Annotated in this window: 13 protein-coding genes; all 13 read left to right on the forward strand. The window is 62.6% G+C overall.

The window, feature by feature from the left end:
• Positions 1 to 57: 57 nt before the first annotated feature.
• A complete protein-coding gene (locus ACIOVF_RS05745) occupies positions 58 to 423 on the forward strand; it encodes a flagellar protein FlaG (RefSeq protein ID WP_093385619.1) in 366 nt (121 codons plus the stop codon).
• A 71-nt stretch (positions 424 to 494) separates the two neighbouring features.
• Positions 495 to 1,895 (forward strand): flagellar filament capping protein FliD, encoded by a 1,401-nt coding sequence (gene fliD, locus ACIOVF_RS05750; RefSeq protein ID WP_045200273.1) that lies wholly within the window; start codon positions 495 to 497, stop codon positions 1,893 to 1,895.
• A 133-nt stretch (positions 1,896 to 2,028) separates the two neighbouring features.
• Positions 2,029 to 2,424 carry a flagellar export chaperone FliS gene (fliS, locus tag ACIOVF_RS05755; protein WP_045200275.1) on the forward strand — a complete coding sequence of 132 codons (396 nt, stop codon included), beginning with the start codon at positions 2,029 to 2,031 and terminating at the stop codon, positions 2,422 to 2,424.
• A gap of 9 nt (positions 2,425 to 2,433) precedes the next feature.
• Complete coding sequence (locus ACIOVF_RS05760) at positions 2,434 to 2,730, forward strand: flagellar protein FliT (protein WP_045200277.1); 297 nt, start codon at positions 2,434 to 2,436, stop codon at positions 2,728 to 2,730.
• Between the two features lie 170 nt (positions 2,731 to 2,900).
• Complete coding sequence (gene fleQ / locus ACIOVF_RS05765; protein ID WP_038996385.1) at positions 2,901 to 4,376, forward strand: transcriptional regulator FleQ; 1,476 nt, start codon at positions 2,901 to 2,903, stop codon at positions 4,374 to 4,376.
• Between the two features lie 204 nt (positions 4,377 to 4,580).
• The gene (locus tag ACIOVF_RS05770) at positions 4,581 to 5,792 is read left to right on the forward strand and encodes a PAS domain-containing sensor histidine kinase (protein ID WP_045200279.1); all 1,212 of its coding nucleotides are present in this window, start codon (positions 4,581 to 4,583) and stop codon (positions 5,790 to 5,792) included.
• Positions 5,792 to 7,171 (forward strand): sigma-54 dependent transcriptional regulator, encoded by a 1,380-nt coding sequence (locus ACIOVF_RS05775; RefSeq protein ID WP_045200281.1) that lies wholly within the window; start codon positions 5,792 to 5,794, stop codon positions 7,169 to 7,171. The genes ACIOVF_RS05770 and ACIOVF_RS05775 overlap by 1 nt, the downstream gene beginning before the upstream one ends.
• 120 nt (positions 7,172 to 7,291) lie before the next feature.
• Complete coding sequence (gene fliE / locus ACIOVF_RS05780) at positions 7,292 to 7,618, forward strand: flagellar hook-basal body complex protein FliE (RefSeq protein ID WP_045200283.1); 327 nt, start codon at positions 7,292 to 7,294, stop codon at positions 7,616 to 7,618.
• A 15-nt stretch (positions 7,619 to 7,633) separates the two neighbouring features.
• Entirely contained in the window at positions 7,634 to 9,415 is a 1,782-nt protein-coding gene (gene fliF, locus ACIOVF_RS05785; RefSeq protein WP_045200285.1) for a flagellar basal-body MS-ring/collar protein FliF, read from the forward strand.
• Positions 9,408 to 10,427: a flagellar motor switch protein FliG gene (gene fliG / locus ACIOVF_RS05790; RefSeq protein WP_045189054.1), complete on the forward strand. Its 1,020-nt coding sequence runs from the start codon at positions 9,408 to 9,410 to the stop codon at positions 10,425 to 10,427. Before fliF ends, fliG begins: the two co-directional genes overlap by 8 nt.
• Positions 10,428 to 10,511: 84 nt before the next feature.
• Positions 10,512 to 11,273 carry a flagellar assembly protein FliH gene (fliH, locus tag ACIOVF_RS05795; RefSeq protein ID WP_401288126.1) on the forward strand — a complete coding sequence of 254 codons (762 nt, stop codon included), beginning with the start codon at positions 10,512 to 10,514 and terminating at the stop codon, positions 11,271 to 11,273.
• On the forward strand, positions 11,263 to 12,627 hold the full coding sequence (fliI, locus tag ACIOVF_RS05800) for a flagellar protein export ATPase FliI (RefSeq protein WP_123568033.1): 1,365 nt from the start codon (positions 11,263 to 11,265) through the stop codon (positions 12,625 to 12,627). Before fliH ends, fliI begins: the two co-directional genes overlap by 11 nt.
• 6 nt (positions 12,628 to 12,633) lie before the next feature.
• Positions 12,634 to 13,086: a flagellar export protein FliJ gene (fliJ, locus tag ACIOVF_RS05805; RefSeq protein ID WP_045200290.1), complete on the forward strand. Its 453-nt coding sequence runs from the start codon at positions 12,634 to 12,636 to the stop codon at positions 13,084 to 13,086.
• Positions 13,087 to 13,145: the final 59 nt, after the last annotated feature.

The following is a 13,145-nucleotide window of genomic DNA, read 5'->3' on the forward strand; positions in this document are numbered from 1 at the left end:
TCGGCGGGGGAGTGCATCTACGGCACTCCTCCGCCTTTTGCATTGAGAGGTGGTGACATGGATATGAGCGTCAAGCTGAACCTGTCTTACCCGACGGTGAAGCCGGTCGAGCCGACCACCGAACGCCCTGCGGCCAAGCCTGTAGCGGCAGTTGAAGCCATCACGCCAGTCAAGGAAGCTACCGACAAGGGGCTGTCCGAAGCTGAGAAGGTCAAGAACGCGGTCAAGGATATCGAGAAATTCCTTGCTTCATCGCGACGTAACCTTGAATTTTCCACGGATGAAGAATCCGGCCGAATTATAGTTAAAGTCATCGCCAGCGAGACCGGAGAGCTGATCCGCCAACTTCCTTCGGAAGAGGCGTTGAAGATCGCTCACAGTCTGAGCGATGTAAACAGCCTGCTGTTCAACGCCAAGGCCTGATGCTGGCGGCTGAGCGGCAAGTTCGCTAGTCTGGCAAGGCTAGGGCGGCGCGCAACCATGAGGGAGTAGCAATGGCGAGTACAATTTTACCGAGTGTCGGTCTGGGTTCCGGCGTAGACATCAACAAGATCGTTGATGTGCTTGTCAAGGCGGACACCGGTCCCAAGGCGAACCAGATCAAACGCCAGACCGCCAACAACACGGCCATGCTTTCCGGGGTAGCGTCGCTCAAGAGTGCGCTTTCTGTTTACCAGGAAGCGATGAAAAAGCTCAACGATCCGAAGGCGCCAGCCTTCAGTGCCTACACCGCGACCTCCAGCAGTGACACCACGGTCAAGGCCACGTCGAACAACAAGGCGGTGCCCGGTACCTACACCGTTCTGGTCGACAAGCTGGCGACCGCGTCCAAGGTGGCCAGCCAGAACTTTGCCGGCGGGGCCAGCACTTCGATCCCTGAAGGCGACCTGACCATTACCCAGGATGGCGTGGTCCACACTGTGAAGGTGGGGGCAGGTGCGACCTTGCAATCGGTTCGCGACTCGATCAACTCGTCGCTGGCCGAGCAGGGCATCACTGCCAACATCGTCAATGGCAAGGACGGCTCGCGCCTGGTCTTCAGCTCAACCAAGACCGGTAAAGGTAGCGATATTTCGGTCGACGGTATCGATGAGCTGAAGATCAACGGTACTACCAAAATGAACGGTGATGGTGCCGGCTACATCGACGGCCTCGCCCAGGACGCCGAGCTGAGCATCGACGGCCTGAAGGTTACCAGCAAGTCCAATACCGTCGACGGCGCAATCAGTGGCATGAGCCTGGAGCTGCTGCAGGTTACTGCCACGGACAAGCCTATCAAGGTAACGGTCGGTGAAAACACTGCCGGCCTGAAGGCCTCGGTGCAGAACTTTGTCGATGCCTACAACACCCTGGTCAAGGCGGCCAACAGCCTGACGGCGGTGTCCAAGGACGCTGATGGCAAGACTGTGCTCGGGCCGCTGACCAACGATCCGACCACGCGCTCGATGCTGTCGGACTTGCGCAAGCAACTGGCGACCGAGTCGGGCAGTGGTCGTCTGACCACCCTCAGCCAGCTGGGCATCAACACGGCAAAGGACGGTACCCTGGAGTTCAACTCCACCAAGTACGATGCCGCGATGAAGGACAAGAAGCTCGGCCCGGACGTGCAGGAGCTGTTCACCGGCACTGAAGGCGTGTTCGCGCACATGACCAAGGCGGTCGAGCCGTACCTGCAGACAGGTGGCATCCTCGACACCCGCAAGGCTGGCCTGGACAAGCTGCAAAAGGACCTCGACAACCAGCAGCTGGCCCTGGATCGGCGCATCACTTCGCTGACCGAATCCCTGACCAAGCGCTACGTGGCCATGGATACCCTGGTGGGCAAGCTCGAAGCCCAGCGCAAGAACATCGCCTCGATGTTCGCCTCGATCGAGGCGCAGCAGAAAAACTCCTGATTCGGCGTTGTGCCAGAAGCCCGGCAGTACCCCTAGGGGGACTCCGGGCTTTTTGCTGTACGCGCTAAAGTTTTTTGACGCGCAGGCGATACAAGCGGTATATGAAACCTTTTTTGCGGTGACGAGGTAGAACATGAATCCGATGTTGGCCCTTCGGCAGTACCAGAAAGTCAACGGCGTGGCCCAGACCTCCGTGGCCAGCCCGCATCGTCTGGTGCAGATGTTGATGCAGGGCGGTCTTGATCGCATTGCCCAGGCCAAGGGTGCCATGGCGCGTAACGACGTGGCCCAGCGCGGCATCCTGATCGGCAAGGCAATCGGTATTGTCGGCGGTTTGCGTGAAGGCCTGGACCTGGAAAACCACGCCGATTCGCTGACCGACCTGGATAACCTGTATTCGTACATGAGCAAGCGCCTGGTCGAGGCGAACGTGCAGAACGATCCGGAAATCCTCAACGAAGTGGCGCGCCTGCTGATTACCGTCAAGGAAGGCTGGGACGCGATCGGCGATCAACTCGCCGACGCCTAGGAGATTGCAATGAGTGTCGTGCTCGAACGTATCGAACAAACCCGCGAGGCATTGCTGGGTGCCCTGGCCAGTCGTGACTGGGAGGCGATCAGCGAGCTCGACGTCAGTTGCCGTCTGTGCGTGGACGATGTGCTGGCCGAAGCGTCGGTGGATGAGCTGACGCTGCGCAGCAAGCTCGAGGAGTTGCTGGGCGTCTACAAGGAATTAATTGAAGTTGCAAGTGGGGAGCGTCAATCAATAGTCGATGAGATGACGCAGATCCGACAAGCCAAAAACGCGGCAAAGGTATACCATTTGTTCAGCTGAAACTGGGCAAAACAAAAAGCAGTGCGCCATAAATTTGACTATGTACGGTTTTTTGACTTAACTAGTGGCTGTTTTCTAATTTCAGACGTCCGAACACTGACCGTTCAGTCGGAATGATGTCGAGCTTGCCCTTACAAGGGCGCCGAGATGACTAGGGAAGTTGTTATTGCATGTGGCGTGAAACCAAAATTCTCCTGATCGATGACGATAGCGCTCGCCGCCGTGATCTGGCGGTAGTGTTGAATTTTCTTGGCGAAGAAAATCTGCCCTGCTCGAGCCATGACTGGCAGCAGGTTGTCGAGTCGTTGTCATCCAGTCGTGAAGTGCTCTGTGTCCTGATCGGGACCGTGAATGCTCCGGCAAGTCTGATGGGCTTGCTTAAGACAGTGGCTGGATGGGATGAGTTCCTTCCGGTTCTGCTTCTGGGCGAAATTTCTTCTGCCGAGCTGCCGGACGACCTGCGCCGTCGCGTACTCTCCAACCTCGAAATGCCGCCGAGCTACAGCAAATTGCTCGATTCGCTGCATCGTGCCCAGGTCTATCGCGAGATGTACGACCAGGCCCGCGAGCGCGGCCGCCAGCGCGAACCCAATCTGTTCCGCAGCCTGGTCGGCACCAGCCGGGCGATCCAGCACGTGCGCCAGATGATGCAGCAAGTGGCCGATACCGACGCCAGCGTGCTGATCCTCGGCGAGTCGGGCACCGGCAAGGAAGTGGTTGCGCGTAACCTGCACTACCACTCCAAGCGCCGCGAAGCGCCGTTCGTGCCGGTCAACTGCGGGGCGATTCCGGCCGAGCTGCTGGAAAGCGAACTGTTCGGCCACGAGAAGGGTGCCTTTACCGGGGCGATTACCAGCCGTGCCGGGCGTTTCGAGCTGGCCAACGGCGGCACCCTGTTCCTCGACGAGATCGGCGACATGCCGTTGCCGATGCAGGTCAAGCTGCTGCGTGTACTACAGGAACGCACCTTCGAGCGCGTGGGCAGCAACAAGACCCAGAGCATCGATGTGCGCATCATCGCCGCGACCCACAAGAACCTCGAAAGCATGATCGAGGTGGGGACCTTTCGCGAAGACCTGTACTACCGCCTCAACGTCTTCCCCATCGAGATGGCCCCGCTGCGCGAGCGCGTCGAGGACATCCCGCTGCTGATGAACGAGCTGATCTCGCGCATGGAGCACGAGAAGCGCGGTTCGATCCGCTTCAACTCGGCCGCGATCATGTCGCTGTGCCGGCACGGCTGGCCGGGCAACGTCCGCGAGCTGGCCAACCTGGTCGAGCGCATGGCGATCATGCACCCGTACGGGGTGATCGGCGTGTCGGAGCTGCCGAAGAAATTCCGCTACGTCGACGACGAAGACGAGCAACTGGTCGACAGCCTGCGCTCGGACCTCGAAGAGCGCGTGGCCATCAACGGCCATACGCCGAACTTCGCCAGCCACGCGATGCTGCCGCCTGAAGGCCTGGACCTCAAGGACTACCTCGGTGGCCTGGAGCAGGGCCTGATCCAGCAGGCGCTGGATGATGCCAACGGTATCGTCGCCCGCGCTGCCGAGCGCCTGCGCATTCGTCGCACCACCCTGGTGGAGAAGATGCGCAAGTACGGCATGAGCCGCCGTGAAGGGGATGAGCAGGCGGAGGATTGACGCCTGGGTGGCCATGGTGAGTCGCGCAATGCGCTCATCATGGCTAATAACCCTATCTTTCAAGGGGCTGTAACGCCCGTCCCATCGGCTCTTGCAGCCATCGCACGGCCTTCCTGGCAAGCGCCCCCAAACTATCCGGCACGGCTATTGCTATATCGCTGGCAACACACCGTTTTATGACGGTCAGCCACGCGAGAGAGCATGATGCCCCAGGTCGCCACCATCTCCTGTGTCCCTGAACCGAAGGGGCCGAACGCCGCCGAACAGGAAAGCCGCCTTGGTCTTGAGCAGGCCTTTGCCATGTTCGACCAGGTTTCCAGCCAGCTTAGTGAGTCCTATAGCCTGCTCGAAGCCCGGGTTACCGAGCTCAAGGGCGAGCTGGCGGTGGTCAGCGCCCAGCGCATGGCCGAGCTTGCCGAGAAGGAGCGCCTGGCCAACCGCCTGCAGAACCTGCTGGCCCTGCTGCCGGGCGGGGTGATTGTTATCGATGGCCTGGGCCGGGTGCGTGAGGCCAACCCCGCCGCCAGCGATCTGTTGGGCGAGCCGCTGGTGGGCGAGTTGTGGCGTGAAGTGATCGCTCGCAGCTTTGCTCCGCGCGAGGATGACGGTCATGAAGTGTCGCTGCGTGATGGCCGGCGCCTGTCGATTGCCACCCGCTCGCTGGATGCCGAGCCCGGGCAGTTGGTACTGCTCAATGACCTGACCGAAACCCGTCACCTGCAGGACCAACTGGCCCGCCACCAGCGCTTGTCGTCGCTGGGGCGCATGGTTGCGTCGCTGGCCCACCAGATCCGCACGCCTTTGTCGGCGGCCATGCTCTACGCCAGCCACCTGGCCGAGCAGAACTTGCCGGTGGAAACCCAGCAACGCTTTGCCGGCAACCTCAAGGAGCGCCTGCACGAGCTCGAGCACCAGGTGCGCGACATGCTGGTGTTCGCCCGCGGCGAGTTGCCGCTGACCGATCGGCTGACACCCAAGGCATTGTTCCAGGCCCTGCAGCAGGCGGCGCAGACCCATGTTCAGGGTCATGCGGTGCGCTGGCAGTGCGACAGTCACCTGGGCGAGTTGCTGTGCAACCGCGACACCCTGGTCGGCGCCATGCTCAACCTGATCGAAAACGCCCTGCAGGCCAGTGGCGAGCCTGCGCGGCTCAAGGTTCACCTATACCGGCGCGAGCAGGTCTTGCACCTGTGTATCAGTGATGCCGGCGCCGGTATCGACAGTGCCTTGCTGGCGCGCCTGGGCGAGCCATTCCTGACCACCAAGGCTACCGGCACCGGGCTCGGTCTGGCGGTAGTCAAGGCGGTGGCAAGGGCCCACCAGGGCAGTTTGCAATTACGTTCGCGACCCGGTCGCGGCACCTGCGCCCGGATCAGCCTGCCGCTGATCGGCGCGCAGTCGGTGGAGGCAGAGTAATGAAAGCAATCAAGGTGCTGCTGGTCGAAGATGACCGCGCCCTGAGGCAGGCACTGGCCGATACCCTGGAGCTGGGCGGCTTTGCCTACCAGGCCGTAGGTTCGGCCGAAGAAGCACTGGAAGTGGTCGCTGGCGAGGCGTTCAGCCTGGTGGTCAGTGACGTGAACATGCCCGGCATGGACGGCCATCAGTTACTGGCCCTGCTGCGCGCGCGCCAGCCGCAGTTGCCGGTGTTGCTGATGACCGCGCATGCCGCCGTCGAGCGCGCGGTCGAGGCCATGCGCCAGGGCGCGGCCGATTACCTGGTCAAGCCATTTGAGCCCAAGGCATTGCTTGAGCTGGTGGCACGCCATGCTCTGGGGGTGGCTGCGGCGGGCGAAGGCGACGGACCGGTGGCGCGCGAGCCTGCCAGTGCGCAGTTGCTGGAGCTGGCGGCGCGGGTTGCGCGCAGCGATTCGACTGTGCTGATCTCCGGCGAGTCAGGCACTGGCAAAGAGGTGCTGGCGCGCTACATACATCAGCAGTCCCTGCGCGCCGAGCAGCCGTTCGTGGCGATCAACTGTGCGGCGATCCCCGACAACATGCTCGAAGCCACCCTGTTCGGTCATGAGAAAGGCTCGTTCACTGGCGCCATCGCCGCCCAGGCCGGCAAGTTTGAACAGGCCGATGGCGGCACCTTGCTGCTCGACGAGATTTCCGAAATGCCCCTGGGCTTGCAGGCCAAGCTGCTGCGGGTGTTGCAGGAGCGTGAGGTGGAGCGGGTTGGCGGGCGCAAGCCGATTGCCCTGGACATTCGCGTGGTCGCCACCACCAACCGTGACCTGGCCGGCGAGGTGGCGGCGGGGCGTTTTCGTGAAGACTTGTTCTATCGCCTGTCGGTGTTCCCGCTGGCGTGGAAGCCGCTGCGCGAACGTAGCGCCGATATTCTGCCGCTGGCCGAGCGATTGCTGGCGCGCCACGTCAATAAAATGAAGCATGCCCCGGTTCGACTCTCGCCTGATGCTCAGGCGTGTCTGCAAGGTTATGCCTGGCCGGGCAACGTACGCGAACTGGACAACGCCATTCAGCGTGCCTTGATCCTGCAGCAGGGTGGGGTGATCGAAGCGGCGGATTTCTGTCTCGCCGGGGTCCTGCCGATGTTCGCTGCAGCGCCGGTCGCCGCAGTCGTGCCGAATATTGAAACCGAGGCGGCGGGCGGTCTGGGTGATGACATGCGTCGCCATGAGTTCCAGATGATCATCGACACCTTGCGCGCCGAGCGCGGTCGTCGCAAGGAGGCCGCCGAGCGCCTGGGCATCAGCCCGCGCACCCTGCGCTACAAGCTGGCGCAGATGCGTGATGCCGGCATGGATGTCGAGGCCAGCCTGTACGCCAGCTGAGCCATTAATGAATTAGAGTTTTTGTTCGGGCCGCGGGCAGAGCTGGCACTCTTGTTGCTATGTCCTGCCTATCCGCTGCGTGAGTGTCAAAAAAATGCGGGCCGTCGGAGAGAGAAGTCCATGAGCCAAGGTGTTGAATTTAATCGATTGATGTTGGACATGCGGGCCATGCAAATGGACGCCATGTCGATGCCGAAGGCTGCCGCTGCGCCTGAGGTCGGCTCCAGCAGTTTTGCCGACATGCTCGGCCAGGCCGTCAACAAGGTCAACGACACCCAGCAGGCTTCCTCGCAGCTGGCCAGCGCCTTCGAGATCGGCAAGAGCGGGGTTGACCTGACCGACGTGATGATCGCTTCGCAAAAAGCCACTGTGTCGTTCCAGGCCTTGACCCAGGTGCGTAACAAGCTGGTGCAGGCCTATCAAGACATCATGCAGATGCCGGTATAAGGGCGAGATTGAGTCATGGCCGAAGCAGTCGTCGATAACGTGCCCGCGAAAAGCAGCGCAGCAGCGCCCAAGCCGCCGTTGTTCGGCATGTCGTTCCTGGAAAACATCTCGCAGATGCCCATGCTGCGTCAGGTTGGCCTGCTGGTCGGTCTGGCCGCCAGCGTGGCGATCGGCTTTGCCGTGGTGCTGTGGTCGCAGCAACCGGACTACCGGCCGCTGTACGGCAGCCTGGCCGGCATGGATACCAAGCAGGTCATGGAGACCCTGGCCGCTGCCGATATCCCCTACAACGTCGAACCCAATTCCGGCGCCTTGCTGGTCAAGGCCGACGATATTTCCCGTGCCCGCCTGAAGCTGGCAGCCGCCGGCGTGGCGCCGAGCGATGGCAATGTCGGTTTCGAGATCCTCGACAAGGAGCAGGGCCTGGGCACCAGCCAGTTCATGGAAGCCACCCGTTACCGTCGTGGCCTCGAAGGCGAACTGGCGCGGACCATCTCCAGCCTCAACAACGTCAAGGGTGCACGCGTGCACCTGGCGATCCCGAAGAGCTCGGTGTTCGTCCGTGACGAGCGCAAGCCAAGTGCTTCGGTACTGGTCGAGCTGTACCCGGGCCGCGCCCTGGAAGCCGGTCAGGTGATGGCCATCGTCAACCTGGTGGCGACCAGCGTGCCGGAACTGAACAAGTCCCAGGTCACCGTGGTCGACCAGAAGGGCAACCTGCTCTCCGATCAGGTCGAGAATTCCGAGCTGACCATGGCCGGCAAGCAGTTCGACTACAGCCGCCGCATGGAAGGCCTGCTCACCCAGCGTGTGCACAACATTCTCCAGCCGGTGCTGGGCAACGACCGCTACAAGGCCGAAGTATCGGCGGACGTTGACTTCAGCGCGGTCGAATCCACCTCCGAGCAGTTCAACCCTGACCAGCCGGCGCTGCGCAGCGAGCAGTCGGTCAACGAACAGCGCTCCAGCAGCATGGGCCCGCAAGGCGTGCCTGGTGCGCTGAGCAACCAGCCACCTGGCCCGGCCTCGGCGCCGCAAACCACCGGTGGCACGCAAACCGCCGCCAGCGCCATCCAGCCTGGCCAGCCGCTGCTCGATGCCAACGGCCAGCAGATCATGGACCCGGCCACCGGCCAGCCGATGCTTGCACCGTACCCGGCCGACAAGCGTCAGCAGTCGACCAAGAACTTCGAGCTTGACCGTTCCATCAGCCACACCCGCCAGCAGCAGGGTCGCCTGACCCGCCTGTCGGTGGCGGTAGTGGTCGATGACCAGCTCAAGGTCGACCCGGCCACCGGCGATGCCGCGCGCACCCCGTGGGCTGCCGAAGACCTGGCGCGCTTTACCCGCCTGGTGCAGGACGCGGTGGGCTTCGATGCCAGCCGTGGCGACAGTGTCAGCGTGATCAACGTGCCGTTCGCCGCCGACCGTGGCGAGGTAATTGCCGAGATTCCGTTCTACTCGCAGCCGTGGTTCTGGGACATCATCAAGCAGGTCATGGGCGTACTGTTCATCCTCGTCCTGGTGTTCGGCGTGCTGCGTCCGGTACTTAACAACATCACCGGCAATGGCAAGCAAGGCGCCGGTGCCGATGGCGACATGGAACTGGGCGGCATGCTCGGTCTGGATGGCGAGCTGGCCAACGACCGCGTCAGCCTGGGTGGTCCGCAAAGCATTCTGCTGCCAAGCCCGAGCGAGGGTTATGACGCACAGCTCAACGCAATCAAGAGCCTGGTGGCCGAAGACCCGGGTCGCGTGGCCCAGGTCGTGAAAGAGTGGATCAACGCCGATGAGTGATAACCGAGCCCTTACCGCCAAACTGACCCGTGTCGACAAGGCTGCGATCCTGCTGCTGTCGCTAGGTGAAACCGATGCCGCGCAGGTGCTGCGGCACATGGGCCCCAAGGAAGTGCAGCGGGTCGGCGTGGCCATGGCGCAGATGGGCAACGTCCATCGCGAGCAGGTCGAGCAGGTGATGAGCGAGTTTGTCGAGATCGTCGGCGACCAGACCAGCCTTGGCGTCGGTTCCGACGGCTATATCCGCAAGATGCTCACCCAGGCCCTGGGCGAGGACAAGGCCAACGGCCTGATCGACCGCATCCTGCTCGGTGGCAACACCAGCGGCCTGGACAGCCTCAAGTGGATGGAGCCGCGCGCGGTTGCCGATGTCATTCGCTACGAGCACCCGCAGATCCAGGCCATCGTCGTGGCTTACCTGGACCCGGACCAGGCCGGTGAAGTGCTGGGCAACTTCGACCACAAGGTGCGTCTGGACATCATCCTGCGCGTCTCGTCGCTCAATACCGTGCAGCCGGCGGCGCTCAAGGAGCTGAACCAGATCCTCGAGAAGCAGTTCTCGGGCAACTCCAATGCCGCGCGCACCACCCTGGGTGGTATCAAGCGTGCCGCGGACATCATGAACTTCCTCGACAGCTCCGTCGAAGGCCAGCTGATGGACGCGATCCGCGACATCGACGGCGACCTCTCCGAGCAGATCGAAGACTTGATGTTCGTCTTCAACAACCTGGCCGATGTCGACGACCGCGGTATCCAGGCGCTGCTGCGCGAAGTGTCTTCCGACGTGCTGGTGGTGTCGCTCAAGGGCGCCGACGAGAAGGTCAAGGAGAAGATCTTCAAGAACATGTCCAAACGTGCCTCCGAGCTGCTGCGCGACGACCTCGAGGCCAAGGGCCCGGTGCGCGTCAGCGACGTCGAGACGGCGCAAAAGGAAATCCTCACCATCGCCCGCCGTATGGCCGAAGCCGGAGAAATCGTGCTCGGTGGCAAGGGCGGCGAAGAGATGATCTAAGACCTTATCGCGGGTCAAGCCCGCTCCCACAGCGCTCCTGTGGGAGCGGGCTTGACCCGCGATGCTTTACGAGTGCGTGCAATCATGTCAACCAACGAGCACCTGAGTGAACTGATTCGCGCTAACGACGTCGAGGGCTTCGACCGCTGGGCGCTGCCCAGTTTCGACCCGGAACCAGAGCCTGAGCCTGAACCGGAGCCCGAAGCGGTTCAGGACGAAATCGAAGAAGTGCCGCTGGAAGAAGTCCAGCCACTGACCCTCGAAGAGCTTGAAAGCATTCGCCAGGAAGCCTACAACGAGGGCTTTGCCACCGGCGAACGCGAGGGTTTTCACAGCACCCAGCTCAAAGTCCGCCAGGAAGCCGAAGAGGCGTTGACCACCAAACTGGCCAGCCTCGAACAGGTCATGACCCACCTGCTCGAACCCATCGCCGAACAGGACAGCCAGATCGAAAAGGCCGTGGTCCACCTGGTCGGGCACATCGCCCGCGAGGTCATCGGTCGCGAGCTGCGCAGCGATTCCAGCCAGATCGGCCAGGTACTGCGTGAAGCCCTGAAGTTGCTGCCGATGGGTGCCGAGAACATCCGCATCCATATCAATCCGCAGGACTTCGAGCAGGTCAAAGCCCTGCGCGAGCGTCACGAGGAGCGCTGGAAGCTGCTCGAAGACGAAGCCCTGCTGCCAGGTGGCTGTCGCATCGAGACCGATCACAGCCGCATCGATGCCAGCATGGAAACCCGTATCGAAAAGGTCATGGCGCAATTGTTCGATCAGCTCCATGACCAAAGCCTGCACCCGGCAGCGGCGGATGTGCAGGTTGAGCTGGATGCCCCTGATGCGCCTTGAACGAACCAGTTTCGGCAAGCGCCTGGGGGCGTATGCCGACGCCATCAATTTGCCGTCTCAGCCGGTGGTCGAGGGACGCCTGCTGCGCATGGTCGGCCTGACCCTCGAGGCCGAAGGCCTGCGCGCGGCGGTTGGTAGCCGCTGCGTGGTGATCAATGACGACAGCTATCACCCGGTGCGTGTCGAGGCCGAGGTCATGGGTTTTGCCGGCGGCAAGGTGTTCCTCATGCCGGTCGGCAGCGTTGCCGGCATCGCCCCTGGGGCGCGCGTGGTGCCGCTGGCCGATAGCGGTCGCCTGCCCATGGGCATGAGCATGCTTGGCCGGGTGCTTGACGGCGCCGGTCGTGCCCTGGACGGCAAGGGCGGGATGAAAGCCGAAGACTGGGTGCCGATGGATGGCCCGACCATCAACCCGCTCAACCGCGACCCGATCAGCCAGCCGCTGGACGTCGGCATCCGCAGCATCAACGGTTTGTTGACGGTCGGCCGTGGTCAGCGCCTGGGCCTGTTCGCCGGTACCGGCGTCGGCAAGAGTGTGCTGCTGGGCATGATGACCCGCTTTACCGAGGCGGACATCATCGTCGTCGGCCTGATCGGTGAGCGCGGCCGCGAGGTCAAGGAATTTATCGAGCACATTCTTGGCGAAGAAGGCCTCAAGCGCTCGGTGGTGGTGGCCTCGCCCGCTGACGATGCGCCGCTGATGCGCTTGCGCGCGGCCATGTACTGCACGCGCATTGCCGAGTACTTTCGCGACAAGGGCAAGAACGTCCTGTTGCTGATGGATTCGCTGACCCGTTTCGCCCAGGCCCAGCGGGAAATTGCCTTGGCTATTGGTGAGCCGCCAGCGACCAAGGGCTATCCACCGTCGGTGTTCGCCAAGCTGCCCAAGCTGGTGGAGCGCGCCGGTAACGGCGAGGCCGGTGGTGGCTCGATCACCGCGTTCTATACCGTATTGTCCGAGGGCGACGATCAGCAGGATCCGATTGCCGACTCGGCGCGGGGCGTGCTCGACGGCCACATCGTGCTGTCCCGGCGCCTGGCCGAGGAGGGGCACTACCCGGCCATCGATATCGAGGCTTCGATCAGCCGGGTCATGCCGCAGGTGGTCAGCCCCGAGCAGATGACCGAGGCCCAGCAGTTCAAGCAGTTGTGGTCGCGCCTGTCGCAAAGCCGCGACCTGATCAGCGTCGGCGCTTATGTCGCCGGTGGAGACGCCGAGACCGATCTTGCCATTACCCTGCAGCCGCGCCTGGTGCACTTCCTGCGCCAGGGCCTGAACGACAACGTCGGCATGCAGCAAAGCCGCGAGCACCTGGCTGGCGTGTTTGCCCCCTTGCCTGCGGCAGGCGGCTAATAGGCCATGGCTCAGCCAAGCCGTGCCGCGCGTCTGGCGCCGGTGGTGGAGATGGCGGAAAACGCCGAGCGCCAGGCTGCCCAGCGCCTGGGGCAATTCCAGCAGCAAGTGAACATGGCCCAGGCCAAGCTCAGCGAACTTGACCGTTTTCGCGAAGACTACCAATTACAGTGGATCAACCGCGGCGGGCAGGGCGTGTCCGGTAGCTGGCTGGTCAACTACCAGAGTTTTCTTGGCCAGCTGGAAACTGCCATGACCCAGCAGCGCCAAAGCCTGGCCTGGCACCAGAACAACCTGAAGAACGCCCGCGGCACCTGGCAGCAGGCCTACGCCCGGGTCGAGGGCTTGCGCAAGCTGGTGCAGCGCTACATCGACGAGGCGCGCATGGTTGAAGACAAGCGCGAACAAAAGCTGCTTGATGAGCTGTCCCAGCGCCTGCCGCGCCACGACCGCTACTGATCCGGCCGTTGCTCGGCAGCGCTTGCCGCCGGGGGGTGGGGCTGCTAAACCTTCTAGAT

It is taken from the genome of Pseudomonas sp. NPDC087612 (assembly GCF_044743505.1).
GTDB lineage: Bacteria > Pseudomonadota > Gammaproteobacteria > Pseudomonadales > Pseudomonadaceae > Aquipseudomonas.

Coding starts and splice junctions, on each gene's coding strand:
- fliF (WP_045200285.1), top strand. CDS start 7,634: ATGGCCGAAGCAGTCGTCGATAACGTGCCCGCGAAAAGCAGCGCAGCA.
- fliI (WP_123568033.1), top strand. CDS start 11,263: ATGCGCCTTGAACGAACCAGTTTCGGCAAGCGCCTGGGGGCGTATGCC.
- ACIOVF_RS05770 (WP_045200279.1), top strand. CDS start 4,581: ATGCCCCAGGTCGCCACCATCTCCTGTGTCCCTGAACCGAAGGGGCCG.
- fliH (WP_401288126.1), top strand. CDS start 10,512: ATGTCAACCAACGAGCACCTGAGTGAACTGATTCGCGCTAACGACGTC.
- fliG (WP_045189054.1), top strand. CDS start 9,408: ATGAGTGATAACCGAGCCCTTACCGCCAAACTGACCCGTGTCGACAAG.
- ACIOVF_RS05745 (WP_093385619.1), top strand. CDS start 58: ATGGATATGAGCGTCAAGCTGAACCTGTCTTACCCGACGGTGAAGCCG.
- fliS (WP_045200275.1), top strand. CDS start 2,029: ATGAATCCGATGTTGGCCCTTCGGCAGTACCAGAAAGTCAACGGCGTG.
- ACIOVF_RS05775 (WP_045200281.1), top strand. CDS start 5,792: ATGAAAGCAATCAAGGTGCTGCTGGTCGAAGATGACCGCGCCCTGAGG.
- fliD (WP_045200273.1), top strand. CDS start 495: ATGGCGAGTACAATTTTACCGAGTGTCGGTCTGGGTTCCGGCGTAGAC.
- fliE (WP_045200283.1), top strand. CDS start 7,292: ATGAGCCAAGGTGTTGAATTTAATCGATTGATGTTGGACATGCGGGCC.
- ACIOVF_RS05760 (WP_045200277.1), top strand. CDS start 2,434: ATGAGTGTCGTGCTCGAACGTATCGAACAAACCCGCGAGGCATTGCTG.
- fliJ (WP_045200290.1), top strand. CDS start 12,634: ATGGCTCAGCCAAGCCGTGCCGCGCGTCTGGCGCCGGTGGTGGAGATG.
- fleQ (WP_038996385.1), top strand. CDS start 2,901: ATGTGGCGTGAAACCAAAATTCTCCTGATCGATGACGATAGCGCTCGC.